This window comes from Campylobacter sp. 2457A, assembly GCF_020135895.1.
In the GTDB taxonomy this organism is placed as follows: Bacteria; Campylobacterota; Campylobacteria; order Campylobacterales; family Campylobacteraceae; genus Campylobacter_D; species Campylobacter_D taeniopygiae.
Window position 1 is genome coordinate 46060 of the sequence record NZ_JACHTO010000005.1, and the last position, 13517, is coordinate 59576.

At 29.8% G+C, this 13517-nt stretch carries 16 protein-coding genes; 1 reads left to right on the plus strand and 15 read right to left on the minus strand.

Going from position 1 to position 13517, the window contains the following annotated elements; genetic code table 11:
• Position 1 precedes the first annotated feature (1 nt).
• The 11 genes from atpC to fmt all read right to left on the minus strand — a co-directional run bounded on the left by atpC (position 2) and on the right by fmt (position 8917).
• Positions 2-388 (minus strand): ATP synthase F1 subunit epsilon, encoded by a 387-nt coding sequence (gene atpC / locus H2280_RS02765; protein ID WP_337215604.1) that lies wholly within the window; start codon positions 386-388, stop codon positions 2-4.
• Positions 389-390: 2 nt separating this feature from the next.
• On the minus strand, positions 391-1788 hold the full coding sequence (gene atpD / locus H2280_RS02770; protein ID WP_137624039.1) for a F0F1 ATP synthase subunit beta: 1398 nt from the start codon (positions 1786-1788) through the stop codon (positions 391-393).
• Positions 1789-1813: 25 nt separating this feature from the next.
• On the minus strand, positions 1814-2698 hold the full coding sequence (gene atpG, locus H2280_RS02775) for an ATP synthase F1 subunit gamma (RefSeq protein WP_137624038.1): 885 nt from the start codon (positions 2696-2698) through the stop codon (positions 1814-1816).
• Positions 2699-2706: 8 nt separating this feature from the next.
• Positions 2707-4212 (minus strand): F0F1 ATP synthase subunit alpha, encoded by a 1506-nt coding sequence (gene atpA, locus H2280_RS02780; RefSeq protein ID WP_137624037.1) that lies wholly within the window; start codon positions 4210-4212, stop codon positions 2707-2709.
• Positions 4213-4223: 11 nt separating this feature from the next.
• Positions 4224-4745: a F0F1 ATP synthase subunit delta gene (locus H2280_RS02785; protein ID WP_137624036.1), complete on the minus strand. Its 522-nt coding sequence runs from the start codon at positions 4743-4745 to the stop codon at positions 4224-4226.
• A 1-nt stretch (position 4746) separates the two neighbouring features.
• Positions 4747-5247 carry a F0F1 ATP synthase subunit B gene (locus H2280_RS02790; RefSeq protein ID WP_337215605.1) on the minus strand — a complete coding sequence of 167 codons (501 nt, stop codon included), beginning with the start codon at positions 5245-5247 and terminating at the stop codon, positions 4747-4749.
• A complete protein-coding gene (locus tag H2280_RS02795) occupies positions 5244-5681 on the minus strand; it encodes a FoF1 ATP synthase subunit B' (RefSeq protein ID WP_137624034.1) in 438 nt (145 codons plus the stop codon). Before H2280_RS02795 ends, H2280_RS02790 begins: the two co-directional genes overlap by 4 nt.
• Before the next feature lie 77 nt (positions 5682-5758).
• Positions 5759-6598: a ParB/RepB/Spo0J family partition protein gene (locus H2280_RS02800; protein ID WP_337195849.1), complete on the minus strand. Its 840-nt coding sequence runs from the start codon at positions 6596-6598 to the stop codon at positions 5759-5761.
• Positions 6599-6601: 3 nt separating this feature from the next.
• Entirely contained in the window at positions 6602-7387 is a 786-nt protein-coding gene (locus H2280_RS02805) for a ParA family protein (RefSeq protein ID WP_337215606.1), read from the minus strand.
• Positions 7384-8019 carry a biotin--[acetyl-CoA-carboxylase] ligase gene (locus tag H2280_RS02810; protein ID WP_337215607.1) on the minus strand — a complete coding sequence of 212 codons (636 nt, stop codon included), beginning with the start codon at positions 8017-8019 and terminating at the stop codon, positions 7384-7386. Before H2280_RS02810 ends, H2280_RS02805 begins: the two co-directional genes overlap by 4 nt.
• On the minus strand, positions 8000-8917 hold the full coding sequence (fmt, locus tag H2280_RS02815) for a methionyl-tRNA formyltransferase (RefSeq protein WP_337215608.1): 918 nt from the start codon (positions 8915-8917) through the stop codon (positions 8000-8002). The genes H2280_RS02810 and fmt overlap by 20 nt, the downstream gene beginning before the upstream one ends.
• 127 nt (positions 8918-9044) lie before the next feature.
• Between fmt and H2280_RS02820 the strand changes: the two genes are divergently transcribed.
• A complete protein-coding gene (locus tag H2280_RS02820) occupies positions 9045-10679 on the plus strand; it encodes a multidrug ABC transporter permease/ATP-binding protein (protein ID WP_337215609.1) in 1635 nt (544 codons plus the stop codon).
• Between the two features lie 273 nt (positions 10680-10952).
• Here the strand turns inward: H2280_RS02820 and cgb are convergent, their stop codons facing one another.
• The 4 genes from cgb to H2280_RS02840 form a co-directional block, all read right to left on the minus strand.
• Positions 10953-11372, minus strand: coding sequence for a single-domain globin Cgb (gene cgb, locus H2280_RS02825; RefSeq protein ID WP_337215610.1), 420 nt, complete (start codon positions 11370-11372; stop codon positions 10953-10955).
• A gap of 72 nt (positions 11373-11444) precedes the next feature.
• Complete coding sequence (locus H2280_RS02830) at positions 11445-11996, minus strand: TorD/DmsD family molecular chaperone (RefSeq protein WP_337215611.1); 552 nt, start codon at positions 11994-11996, stop codon at positions 11445-11447.
• Complete coding sequence (locus H2280_RS02835; protein ID WP_137624026.1) at positions 11996-12862, minus strand: dimethyl sulfoxide reductase anchor subunit family protein; 867 nt, start codon at positions 12860-12862, stop codon at positions 11996-11998. The genes H2280_RS02830 and H2280_RS02835 overlap by 1 nt, the downstream gene beginning before the upstream one ends.
• A complete protein-coding gene (locus H2280_RS02840) occupies positions 12849-13508 on the minus strand; it encodes a DMSO/selenate family reductase complex B subunit (protein WP_137622435.1) in 660 nt (219 codons plus the stop codon). Before H2280_RS02840 ends, H2280_RS02835 begins: the two co-directional genes overlap by 14 nt.
• Between the last annotated feature and the right edge of the window lie 9 nt (positions 13509-13517).

Genomic DNA, 13517 nt, shown 5'->3' on the forward strand with positions numbered 1-13517 from the left:
ATTAACCTTTTAGATTATCTATTTTAGAAAAAGTGGCAGCTAAAGCAACGCTATCTGAACTCATTGATTTGATCAATTCTTTGGCTTTAGAAAGGTTTTTTTCTATTTCACTTTCACTAGATCCTGAAATCCAAACCGCTCCTTTTGCCAAAACACTGGTTTTATCTTCATCTACTTTAACATGCCCTGCATCAATTGCAATTAATTCATGACTTAAATCTTCTTTTTCTATATCAATAATGCCTGATCTTAATGAAGAAACTAAAGCCGCATGATTTTTTAATACGCCAAATTCTCCTTCACTTCCTGGCAAAGTGACTGATTTTATATCACCTTCGTAAATTACACCCATAGGTGTGATAATTTCAATTTTAAATAAATTATCCATTATTAACCTTTGATTTTATCAGCCTTTGCAATTGCTTCTTCAATATTACCAACCATATAGAAAGCATTTTCTGGTAAATGATCATATTTACCTTCTAAAATTCCTTCAAAACCTGCTATGGTTTCTTCAAGAGAAATGTATTTTCCTGGGCTGCCAGTAAAGACTTCAGCAACGAAGAAAGGTTGAGATAAGAATTTTTCTATTTTTCTTGCTCTTTCAACGATAAGTTTATCTTCTTCGCTAAGTTCATCCATACCTAAAATAGCAATAATGTCTTGTAAATCTTTATATTTTTGAAGAACAGATTGTACTCCACGTGCTACTTTATAGTGTTTTTCTCCAATAATATTTGGATCAAGCATTCTTGAAGTAGAATCCAATGGATCAACCGCTGGATAAATCCCTTTTTCAGCAATAGCTCTATTTAAAACAGTTGTTGCATCTAAGTGAGCAAACACAGTGGCAGGAGCTGGATCGGTTAGGTCATCAGCTGGAACATATACAGCCTGTACTGAAGTAATAGAGCCTTTTTTGGTTGAAGTGATTCTTTCTTGAAATTTACCCATTTCACTTGCTAAGGTTGGTTGATAACCAACAGCTGAAGGAATTCTTCCTAAAAGAGCTGACATTTCAGAACCTGATTGAGAAAATCTAAAGATATTATCAATAAACATTAATACATCAAGTCCCATTTCATCTCTAAAATATTCTGCCATTGTAAGACCCGTTAAAGCGATACGATTTCTTGCCCCTGGTGGTTCATTCATTTGTCCGTAACACAAGGCAACTTTATCTAAAACGTTACTTTCTTTCATTTCATTATAAAGATCGTTTCCTTCACGAGTTCTTTCACCAACACCAGCAAAAACTGAATATCCGCTATGTTTAAAGGCAACATTGTGGATAAGTTCCATAATAATAACTGTTTTACCAACACCAGCACCGCCAAAAAGTCCTACTTTACCACCTTTTGCATAAGGAGCTAATAAATCAACAACTTTAATACCCGTTTCAAAAATTTCACTTTTAGTGCTTTGATCTTCAAAAGCTGGTGGATCTCTGTGAATTGCCCATTTTTTATCAAAAGCAACTTCTTCACCTTCGTCTATCAAATCACCTGTAACATTGAAAATTCTTCCTAAAACTTTTTCACCAACAGGTACGCTAATAGGAGTTCCTAAAGCTTGAGCTTCCATTCCTCTAACTAAACCATCTGTCATATCCATAGCGATGGTTCTAACTCTGTTATCTCCTAAATGTGCAGCTACTTCTAAAACAAGTTTATGTTTTTTTCCTTCGCTTTCAAAATTAACGACAATGGCTTCATTGATTTGAGGTAAATAGTTATTAAAATCTACATCAACAACCGGACCTAATATCTGTGAAATAAATCCTTGCATTATTAATACTCTCCTTAAAAATTTACTATTTCATTGATTCAACACCACTGATAATTTCTATAAGTTCAGTGGTAATGGATTCTTGTCTTGCCTTGTTGTAAGCAAGATTAAGCTGTTTTACTCTAGCTTTGGCATTATTGGTTGCATTATCCATCGCTTGCATTCTAGCACTATGTTCAGCTGCTAAAGAATCAATTAATGCATAATATATATTATATTCTAAATAAGTTTTCATTAAATCTTCTAGCAAACCAACATTATCCGGTTCAAGTTCTAAAAGAGAACTTGGTTCTGTTTCAATTTTTTCAGGTTCAACTGGAATAAGATGAGAAACTTTTAACTCTTGAGTGATCATATTTTTATATCCATTATGGATTAAGATAACTTCATCTGTAATTCCATCAACATAATCATTAACAGAAGAATGGATAATCGAACAAGCTTTTTCATAATTTGGCGTAGAGCTTAATCCAATATGTTTTTCAAATAATTCTATTCTTTGGAAACTAAAATATTCAATACCTGTTTTACCTATGGCTTTTAGACGCACATTAATATTTTTTGCTTTATAGTCTTTTAATAATTCATTGACAGCTTTTAAAGTTTTGATATTAAATCCACCACATAATCCTTTATCCGCTGTAATAAAAATTAAATCAACATTTTGAATTTTATTTCTTTTATGAAATAAAGCAAATCTTGAATCATCTTCATTGTAAATGATTTTATTGATTTGAAATGAAATTTCACTTAGCATTTCATCAATTTTTTCAGCGTATATTTTTGATTTTCTAGCTGCTTCTTCAGCTTTTTTCAATTTAGCTGTAGAAACAAGCTTCATAGCATTAGTCGTTTTTTGTGTGTTATAAACGCTTTTTATTTTTCTTTTAATTTCTTTTAAATTAGACATAAAAGACCTTATAGCTGATTTGATTTAAACTCATTAATGGCTTTAGTTAATTTTTCTTCTAATTCTGCATCTAGAGCTTTTTTGGAACGAATTTGTTCAAAAATATCTGGATATTTTGTTTCAATAAATGAATAAATTCCACTTTCAAATTCTTGAATTTTTGAAACAGGTATGTTGTCTAAATGTCCTTTGGCACCAGCAAAAATTGAAACGATTTGTTTTTCTATGCTAATTGGCGCATAAGGAGGTTGTTTTAAAAGCTCTACCATTCTTTGACCGCGTTCAAGTTGTTTTCTACTTGCTTCATCAAGATCGCTAGCAAATTGGGCAAAAGCTTGGAGTTCTCTATATTGCGCAAGATCCAATCTTAGAGTCCCCGATACTTGCTTAGTTGCTTTAATTTGTGCAGCACCACCAACCCTAGAAACTGATAGACCAACATTGATTGCAGGACGAATGCCAGAGTTAAATAAATCTGTTTCTAAGAAAATTTGTCCATCGGTAATGGAAATAACGTTGGTTGGAATATAAGCTGAAACGTCTCCCGCTTGTGTTTCTATAATCGGTAAAGCAGTAAGAGAGCCTGCGCCCAACTCATCACTTAATTTACTTGCTCTTTCTAAAAGTCTTGAGTGAAGATAAAATACATCACCAGGATAAGCTTCACGACCAGGAGGACGACGTAAAATCAAAGACATTTCACGATAAGCTACGGCATGTTTGCTTAGATCATCATAAACAATTAAAGCGTGTTTAGCATTGTCTCTAAAAAATTCTCCCATGGTAACACCGGTATAAGGTGCGATATATTGAAGAGATGCTGGATCACTTGCACCAGCATTAACTACTATAGTATAATCCATTGCCCCATGTTCTTCAAGTTTTTTTACAACTTGAGCAACTGTACTTTGTTTTTGTCCAATGGCAACATAAATACAAATAACATCTTGTCCTTTTTGAGCTATAATAGTATCGATAGCTACAGTAGTTTTTCCTGTTTGTCTATCACCGATAATAAGCTCTCTTTGACCGCGACCAATTGGAACAAGAGCGTCTATCGCTTTAATTCCGGTTTGTAAAGGTTCATGAACGCTTTTTCTTGCCATAATACCTTTAGCTTTTTCTTCTACGCAACGAAATTCATTGCTATCAATAGGACCTTTAGCGTCAATTGGTTCTCCTAGGGCATTAACAACTCTTCCAATTAAAGCATTACCTACTGGAACTTTAAGAAGTTTTTTTAAGCGTTTTACTGAAGAGCCTTCTTTTAAACCTTCGCCTTTTCCAAGTATGATAATACCTACGCTACTTTCTTCAAGATTAAGAGCCATACCTTTATCGCCGTTTTCAAATTCGACCATTTCTCCGGCCATAATATTTTTCAATCCATAAGCTTTAGCAACTCCATCAGCTATGGAAATGATTTTTCCTGTTTCTTCAATTTCAAGATCTAAATCAAAATTTTCGATTTTTTCTTTTATAATAGAACTGATTTCATCAGCTTTAAAATTCATACATATTCTCCTTAAATAATTTTAAGTATATATTCACTTATTTTATTTTGAAAAGCTTTCATTGAAAAAGCAATTTCACAGCCTAATTCTTCTAAGTAAATTTTAACACCATCGTTTTGACCTATTTCATTTTTTAGTTTGATTTTTGTATTTAATTTCAAATTAAGCTTATTTTCAAGTTCTTTTATTTTATCATCACTCAAGGCTTCTTTTGAATATACAACGCCTTGGCATATATTTTCTTTAAGAGCCTTTTGTCTTTGGAGTTCCTTGAAAATTTGCGGAATATAATCAAGTCTTGAATTTTTTAATAATATTTTTAAAAAATTGATGAAATTCGGATTTGCTTTTTCAAAAAAAGAATTCAATAAATCCAATTTTCTATCTTTTTGAATTTGGCTAGAATTGACAATATCCTTAAATTTAGGCATACAAAAAGCAGAATTTAAAACAGATAAACGATGGTAAAAATCTTCCATATCTGTTCTTTCAATGATAGCTTTTGCGTATTTTTTTGCAATTAAATTATCCATGTTAAGACACTTTCTTTGATATAATATCTATAATTTCATTTTGTTTTAAGCTTATATTTGGATCTTCAAAAATTTCTTGCAAGACAGATAAAACAACCTCTTTTTTCATTTTTCTTAATTCGTATTTTTTTTGTTCTTCAAAATTTTGCTCAAGTAAAGCAATTTCACTTTGAGCTTCTTCTTTGATTTTTTGAGCATGAGCATCTGCTTCTTTTTTAGCCATAGATATAGCTGCTACAGAATTAGCCTTTGCTTCTTCGATTTTTTTCATTATATCGATTTTTTTCGCTTTACTTTCTAAGAGATTTTTTTGAATTTCATCAATTTTAGAAGAAATTTTTATAATACGATTTTTATAAAAATTCTTAAAAAAATTTGCTGAAAAATAATATAAAATGGCTATAAAAATTAAAAAATTAATAGTTCTAGGAACAATATCATACTCAGTTGCAGCCATTGCATATATAGGGCTTAATAAAATGAGACTGTAAAAAATTTTCATTCTTTTATTCCTATTTTTTTAATATTGTTTTGCAAAGTTTGCTTTAAATCTGGCAAATATTGATCCAAATTTGCTTTAAATTCTTTTTTTTGATTTTCGAGTTCCAAATAAAAATTACTCATCCTTCGCTCTAATTCTTCTTTTTTGGCCTTAACAACTTGCTCCGCCTCTTCTTTAGCAGCATTGATAGCTTGCTGCTTGATCTTAAAAACTTCTTCTCTAGCATTAGCATAAATTGCTTCAACTTCATCATTTGCACTTGATATATCTTGAGAATATTGTTTTGCTTTATTTTCATCATTTTTAATAGAATCATTTCTTTCATCTATAGATTTTAAAAGAGGTTTATATAGCATAGTATTTAAAATGACTATCATAGCCAAAAAGATAGCCATAGTAGCAAACATTATAGATGGATGCATATCTTCAAACATAAAAATTTCCCTTTTTTTGCTATAATTCCTAAAAAAACTTTTTATTCTAACATATAAAACATAAGAATTGCGTTAAATTAATTAAAAATTTTAATCAATTTATTAATTTCAGCGATATTTTCTAAATGAATAATAAAATTATTTTTCTTATGAGTGCAAGAGAAGCCAAATTTGCCTAGAGTTTGCTTTAAATTTTGCATGGAATTTTCAAATTCCACATCTTCTTTTTCTTCGATTTTTTCTTTATTTTTTAACTTTTGAACAATTTTTTCTGTTTCTCTTACATTGAGTTTTTGACCTATGATGCTATCAACGAGCATTTTTTCATCTTTTTCATTTAAGCCAACTAAAACTTTAGCATGGCCTTGAGAGATTTTACCTTCAATGATAAGTTTTTGAGTTCGGCTGTCTAAATTTAAAAGTCTTAGAGTGTTGGTGATTTGTGTTCTGCTTTTATGAATGAGTTCGGCTAAATTTTCTTGAGTGATATTATGCACTTCGATTAAATCTCTATAAGAATGAGCAAGTTCTATAGGATTTAAATTCTCTCTTTGTATATTTTCTATAAGAGCAAGTTCTCTAAGTTTGATTTCATCTCTATCGGATACAAAAGCTAATATATTTTCTTCGCCTAAAATTTGAGTAGCCCTTAGTCTTCTTTCTCCTGCGACTAAAATAAATTTATCCTCTTTTTGTAATACAATAATAGGTTGTATTAATCCGTATTCTTTGATGGAATTTGCAAGTTCATTTAAAGCTGTTTCATCAAAAACTTTTCTTGGTTGGAAGGGATTTGGGATAATTTTTTCAATTTCGATAAGCTTGACCTGATTTTTATCAAGTCCAAGTTCTCTAGTATATACCTCTTCTACATTTCCCATAAGGCTTTTTAAGCCTCTGTCTTTATTTAATCCCATTTTTTATCCTAAAATTGAATAAGCTAAATTTTGATAAGCTAAAGATCCAGGCGATTTTATATCATAAAGTATGATAGGTTTGCCAAAACTAGGGCTTTCTGCCAATTTAATATTGCGTGGAATAACAATAAAATCATCTTCATTGCCATTGATTGTAAAAAGCTGTTTTTTGAAATTTTGCTTTAAATCCTCTACTACATCTTTAGAAAGATTGTTTTGAGAGCTATACATGGTTGGCAAGAAACCTCTTACTTTAAGTTTTGGATTGAGTGTTTTTTTGATGATTTTAATGGTGTTTAAAACCATGGCAACACCTTCAAGTGCGTAAAATTCACATTGTATAGGAATAATAACACTATCACTTGCTGCAAAAGCATTTATAGTGATACTTCCAAGTGCTGGAGGAGAATCTATAATGATAAAATCATATTCATCCAAAACTTCTTGAATTTGATTTTTTAATACGGTTTTCTTTTCATTATTTTCGCCCTTAGCAAGTTCTTGCTCTATACCTACAAGTCCAATATTTGATGGGGCTAAATGAAGTTGTGGTAATTCTGTTTTTAAAATAATATCAGAAAGTTTTTTCCTACCTATAAAAACATGATAAATATTATATTCATAATTATTGCGATTAAAGCCAAGTCCTGTTGTAGCATTGGCTTGAGGATCGACATCAATCAAAAGCACTTTTTTTTCTGCTACCGCTAAAGAAGCTGCTAAATTTACAGCTGTTGTTGTTTTGCCTACGCCGCCTTTTTGATTTGCTATTGTGATAATCTCGCTCATCTTAAACTATATACCCTTTTATTGTCTAATAAAATTGATCCATCTTGATACAAACAAGCATCTTTAAGTGAAAAAATTTTGCCTTTATAATGGATGCTAAAATGTCTTGATTTTTCAAATTCTAACATATACTTGCTAAAAATATTCTTCCATAAAATTTTTTTTTCTAGCTTTTTTATAAACTCTTTAACTAAATTTTCAATGGAAATTTTAATATCGCATAAAGCTCTATTTTCTGGAGCAAAAGTGATATTTAATCCCACTCCTCCGATGATAAAATCAGAAATTTTTGTACTCATAACTCCACCCGCTTTTTTATCATCTAAATACAAATCATTTGGCCATTTAAGCCATATTTTAGAACCCTTATCTGCTAAAATTTCTTTGATCAAATAGGCAAAATAAATACTAACAGAAGCTAAAGGTAAATCTTTAGGTAAATTTTCTTCTTTTAAGCAAAAAGAAAGATGCAAATTTCCTTTCGAGCTTTGCCATGAATTTTCTCTACTTCCTATTCCTTGAGTTTGTTCTAGGGCATATAAAGCGGTATTTTTTGTTATTTTTCCACTGCGAATTTGCTCACATAAAAAAAGATGGGTTGAATTTATACTTTCAATGCAAATAATCTCCAACTTTTAACCTCTTTCCATTTAAATAAGTACGCCCATCAAGGATTTTTTTTCCACTTTCTTGTAATTTTTTTATACGCAAAATACCTTGCTTACAAGATAGTAAAAAACTTTCTTTGTCTAATTCTAGAATTTCTCCTTCTTGTTTAAATATTTTATTTTCATCTACAAGTTCTAATTCTAAAAATTTCAAACCATTAGCTAAAAAAATATTTGGCCAAGGGGTAAAAGCGAGATATTTTTGATAAATTTCTCTTGCGTTGTTGAATGTAATCATCCCATCTTCTTTTTTTATTTTTGTACATTGAGTTGCTAAATTTTCATCTTGTTTTTTAGGGGCTAAATTTTCAAAATTTAAAAGAGTGGAAATGATAAGCTTTGCAGCTAAATTAGCCAATATTTCAAAAACTTCGCTTGAATTTTTATCTTTAATATCACATTCCAAACTTTCAAGTATAGCACCTGTATCAAGCCCTTCTTCCATAAGCATAGTGCAAACCCCACTTTTTTCATCGCCATTTAAAATCGCGCTTTGAATAGGGCTAGCACCGCGATATTTTGGCAATAAAGAAGCATGTAAATTTACACAAGGAGCTATATCTAAAATGGCTTTAGGTAAAATTTTTCCATAAGCAGCCACTACGATAAAATCGGGTTTTAAGTCGCTAATTTGCTTAATGGTTGCTTCATCTTTTAATGATTTAGGCGTAAAAATCGGAATACAAGAAGAATGACTGCTTAAAAAAGCTTTTGTATGGCTTGGAGTTAAAATTTGTTTTCTACCTACTGCTTTATCGGGTTGGGTAAAAAGTGCTACGATGTTAAAATTCTCATTTTCTAAAAGAGCTTTTAAAATGCAAGTTGCATAAGCTGGGGTTCCCATAAAAATTATTTTTTTCATTAGATCCATCTTGATATTTTTTTGAAATGGTATCTAATTTGAATTTAAAAATGCTTTATCTTTAATCATTACTTTATTTTTTATCATTTTAAAAATGTTATAATAAAAATTATTTGGAGTTGAAAAAATGTCTTTTATTGTTGAAATGCTTAAAAATAATAAGTTAAAATTTTTATCCTTTTTGTTTTTTTCTTTTATAACGAGTATTGTAGGGGTTTTTACTCTAATTTTTATCAATGATTATTTGCTTAAAAGTGTGCAAAATATACCTATTTTTTATTTTCTAATTTTACTTTTAGTTTTTTTTGCAAGTTCGACTATAGTAGAACTTGGATTGAGTATTTTTGGACAAAATTTTATTTTTAAAATGCAAAAGCGTATTGTAAAACAAATTTTAGACACTCCTTTGCTTCGAGTGGCTAAGGTAGGAAAAGCAAGAATTTTAGCATCTTTAGGATCTGATGTTAGAAATATATCTTTTGGGCTTTTGCGTTTGCCTGATTTTTTGCAATCAAGCATTTTGATTTTTTGCACGAGTGTCTATTTGTGCTATCTTTCTGTTGAAATTTTTATTTTTTGTGCAGTTTGGATCGCAATTGTTTTTATAACAAATCATTTTTTAATGATGAAAGTTTATTATTATTTTCGTAAGGCTAGAGAAAATGATGATGCTTTGCAAAACAATTATCAAAATATACTTGATGGCCATAAAGAACTTTTAATCAATCAAGATAGAGCTAAGCTTTATTATGAGCTTGAATTTGAAAATAATGCAAAAGCAAAAAAGATAAATAGCACTTTAGGCAATCTTTTTAATAATTTATCAAACAATTGGACAAATGTAACGCTTTTAGCTTTAGTGGGTATGGAGTTTTTTTTAGCTTTAAAATATAATCTAGCAAGTGTAAATGAGGCAACCACTATAGCTCTTTCTATTTTATTTTTAAGAACTCCTTTGGTTTCTATGATCTCTTCTTTTCCTACTTTGCTTTTAGCAAAAATCGCTTTAGATAAAATCGAAAAATTAGAATTAGATGAATATAGGGAAGGTTTTAAAAAGATAGATTATATTAAAGATTGGAAACAAATTTCTTTTAAAAATGTTTCTTTTTCTTATGAAGAGAATTTCAGCTTAAATCCTGTAAGTATTGATATAAAAAAAGGAGAACTTATATTTTTAATCGGCAAAAATGGAAGTGGAAAATCAACTTTTTGTATGCTTTTAGCAGGACTTTTTAAACCAAGTGATGGCGAAATTTATGTGGATAATATGCGAATTGATGATGAAAAAAGCTTAAAAAAATACAGATCGCTTATTTCTGCAGTTTTTAGCGATTTTCATCTTTTTAGCAAAACCTTAAGTAAAAATGGTTTTGCAAGCGAAGAAAAAATTGCTTTTTGGCTTAATTTTTTAGAGCTTGAAAATAAAACAAGTGTTGTGGATAATGAATTAACTTTTACCAAGCTTTCTACAGGGCAAAAAAAGCGTTTAGCTATGCTTATAGCTTTGCTAGAACAAAGGGATGTTTTAATTCTTGATGAATGGGCAGCAGATCAAGATCCGGTATTTAGAAAATTTTTCTATAAAAAACTTTTACCTTTATTAAAAGAACAAGGTAAAACTATTTTTGCTATTACCCATGATGATGCTTATTTTGATAGCGCTGATCGAATTTTACTTGCACAAGAAGGCAATATAAGCGAGTTAAAAGGTGAAAATATCAAAGAAAAAGCTAAAAGTTTGATTGCTGAATTTGAGTGAAATTTTACGATAATTTTAAATTTAAATAACAAAATACTTTTTTGTAGAATTTAAAAATTGAAATTGTAAAACTAGTTAAGGTTTTGTATATAAAAATTTAATTGATTTGCTAATCTTTAAAAAAATTAATTTGACGATTTATTTTTCATAATTTGACTTTTTATTACATTTTTCAATTTCATTTGGCTTTTAATTTAGCAATATTGTTTAAATTCAGTTTTGCCTATTTGCTTAAATTTTTAATATTTATAATTTAAGCAAATAATGATTTTATTATATAGAATTATTTTGTTCTATATCGATATAAAATTTAGCTATTTTATTATAAGCAACTTCCCAAGCTTTAAGAGTGGTTTCATCTGGATTTAAAAGACTTTTTATAGCTTTTAAAAGACAAGCACCAACTATAGGATAATGTTCTTCTTTAACTCCTAAATTTACATGAGTTATAGCGACTTTATCAACAAAAGACCTCATTTTTTCTAAATCATCTATATTTTTAGCCGCGATTAAAATTGCCATCGCTAAAGCTTTTGGCTGCTCTCCTGAAATTTGTTTTTCCATATTAAACATAGGCTTGACCTCAGGATAATCATTAAACATAATTTTATAAAATTCTTTTGTTAAATCCTCTCCATTTTTTTGTAAAATAGGGACACAATCTTTAATGATTTGAATTTGTTCTTGAGTCATATTTTTCCTTCGATATATTTTTGATAGCAAGGCAATTATATATAAAATCAAAGGATAAAAAAATAACCTATGTTAATTTTTCAAATCATTAAAAAAATCTCCCATAAGCATAGCTAAACCTCTATAAAAATCGCTTTTTGCTGCTTTTTCCAAGTCATCGTTCCAAGTATTAAACCAAGTGAAAAACTCTTTTTCTAAAAATTCTTTCAAGGTTTTTTTGTCATCATTTTTTAGCAATTCTTTGATAAATAAAAGTTCATTAATCAAGCTATCTTGAGGTTCATTTTCTAAAAAATTTAAAAAATTGTATTTTAAAAAGATATTTTTGACTTTTTCAGAATTACTTGAGTAAATTTCTTTATCTTTATCAAGATAAAAAGAAGCATAAGGCGGAGCTTTGACAAAATCAATATCGCTTAAAAAAAGACAAGTAAAATCATATCCTATTGCCTTTTCATCTTCTTTAGAATGACTTAGTAGCCTTAAAGCTTCTTTTTGTAAAGGATTTTCATTTTTTAAAAACCACCTTTGCCAGAGTTGTTCTTTTTGAATTTTCTCTAGCAAATCTTGTTTAGGTGGATTTTTTAAAAAAGTAATGAAAATATCTATTGCTAGATGTTTCATTAAGAGTGTCCTAGCATAATTTGTGTGCTTATTAGACCATAAAATAGCATTCTAGTGATAAACACTCCTATAAAAGCACACAATAGAGCAAAATAGGTAAAAAATTTACTTTGGAATTTTTCATAAAGATAGTTATTTAAATACCAACAAGTGATGCTTAATCCCAAAAATGCAAAAGATGATCCTATAAACCAAATATAAGTTCCCCCTAAAAGCTCAAAAGGATTGACAAGTCCCATAATCCAAGTTTGTCCTACGTGCAAGGTTTGTAAAACAATAGCCGTACTTAATAATCCTATACCAATAAGCCCTGCAAAAAAAGACATTTTTCTTTCGTGTTCACCTTCTTCAAAGAAACAATAATAAAGAATAGAACCCAAAAAAATCGCACTAGCAAAAAAATAAAGCAAAGTGATTTTAAAATTCCAAGTCGGCACACTTTTTTGCATAGAACCATAAGCGCCACTCATAAAGAAAATTCCTAAAATTCCGCATAGCAATGTTAGAAAAAAGACCCATTTTTTATTTTTAAAATAAAGTAAAAAGCCAAAAACACAAACAAGAGAAGAGAATAAAATTTCATTATTCATCCAACCTACATACCATTGATTATTAGCATAAAAAAATCCAAGTCGGTTAAGAACATTAAAAATATGTGTTATGTCATTTAGATGAAAAAAAGAAGGTATAAAAGCTACGATCATAGCTATACCTAAAAAAAGCCCAAAAGATTTTAAATGAGTAAAATTTTTATAGCCATTTAAAAAAGCAGGAGCATAGACAAAGCTAAGCCCGATAAAGGCTTGTGCGAGTATGGTAAAAAGCACTAAAGGCATTTCGCTAAAAATATGATTAAAGGATGTCATTTTTTACTCCTTGATAATTTTGTGGCAAATGAAAGATTGCGCTTTTATTTCCTGAAGGTAAGCTATGTTTTTCAGGCACTATACATAAATTTGGATGCGTGATACTTGCATCAGGCAAAGGAGTGATTGAAGCTAAATTTCCATGTTTTTCTCTTAATTTAGCGATATCTCCAGCCTTTAAGGCTCTAAAAGGACAAGAATCCACACAAATTGGATTTTTTCCTTCTTTGAGTCTATCATAGCAACCATCGCATTTGCTCATGTGTCCACTTTCGTGATTAAATTGTGGAGCGCCATAAGGACAAGCCATAGCACAGGCTTTACATCCTATACACATACTATCTTCAACCTTCACTATACCCCATTTTACCTTCATGGTTGCACCTGTTGGACAAGCTTTAAGACAAGCTGGATCAGAGCAGTGATTGCAAGATATAGAAGTATAATAAGCAAAAACGTTTTGCTCTACACTTCCATCTTCTTCTTTGCAAGTCCAATTACCTCCTTCTGTTTCAAAAACACGGCGAAAATTTACCCCAACGGGCATATTTTTATAATCTTTACAAGATAAAGAACAAGTTCTACAGCCTACGCATTTGCTTTGATCAAGCATAAAACCAAATTGTGAGTTTTCTTCTAAATTCATTTTACACTC